Annotated in this window: 1 protein-coding gene; it reads right to left on the bottom strand. The window is 64.7% G+C overall.

The window, feature by feature from the left end:
- Window positions 1-292 (bottom strand): helix-turn-helix transcriptional regulator (locus ACFE99_RS24960; protein ID WP_375489542.1); only part of this gene is annotated, 292 nt, incomplete at its 3' end.
- Window positions 293-944: the final 652 nt, after the last annotated feature.

The raw sequence follows: 944 nt of genomic DNA, 5'->3' as shown, positions 1-944 counted from the left end.
GTGGCGTCTGCCGACGACGGAAATAGTTTAGATAAATGACGTAGACGTATAATAAAAAATAAATGGCGTGAAACTGGTTTCGCCAGCCGACCAGGCGGGCGGCCTCCGCGATCGACAGGTCCGTGGAGACCAGCACCCGCGCCATCCGCTCTACCCGCATCTGGCGTAGATAGGCCATCGGGCTCATCCCCACGGTCGCATCGAACGCCCTGACGAGCTGAGAGCGGGATAGGTGGATTTCCTCGGCCAGTGCTTGCAGTGTCCAGGGCTCGGCGATCCGCTCTCGCAGCACTTTGACTGCCGCGCCGACGTGGCCTCGGACCACTCCACGTATCGCTTGTGGAACGGATGGCTCCTGCTCCGGTCGTGGGTAGCGCGCTGCATCCCTCGCTGTCTCCCCAGCGTTGTCGAACCGTGAGCAGGGCGTTGTCATCGGCAATCGCTGAGTTAGGCGTCTCGTCTTTGGATCAGGACTCCGGCGGTCAGCAGACCGACTGCGGGCCAGGCGACGACCACGGCCAGCGAGAGGGGCGCGGAGAGCAACGCGGCGTGGGAATGCTCGGAGACGAGCTGGTAGGCGGCCATCAACAGGGTGAACTTCCCGATGGAGTCGTTCCAGGGGTGCGGAAGGCTCAAGACGACCAGCGGCAGATAGATCAGGGCGGGGAGAGCGGCGACCGCTCCGGCGGTGTTGCGGATGATGGTGCCTAGCGCGAGGCCGAGCATCGCAATGGCAAAGAGGCTGAAGCCAGCAGCAAGCAGCTCGCCGGGCACACCCTGATGGGAGAGCGACGTCGCGCCGTGATGGCCGGCGAGGATCGCCTGGCTGAGCAGGAACGAGGCGAAGGCGAGCGCCTCGCCGAAGATGAGCGCGATGATGCCGATGACGCTGGCCTTGGCGGCCAGCACCGTGCGGCGCTGCGGTACGGCGGCGAAGGTGGTAC

Source organism: uncultured Mycobacterium sp. (genome assembly GCF_964249325.1).
Taxonomy (GTDB): Bacteria; Actinomycetota; Actinomycetes; order Mycobacteriales; family Mycobacteriaceae; genus Mycobacterium.
This window is presented reverse-complemented; position numbering and strand designations above follow the sequence as displayed.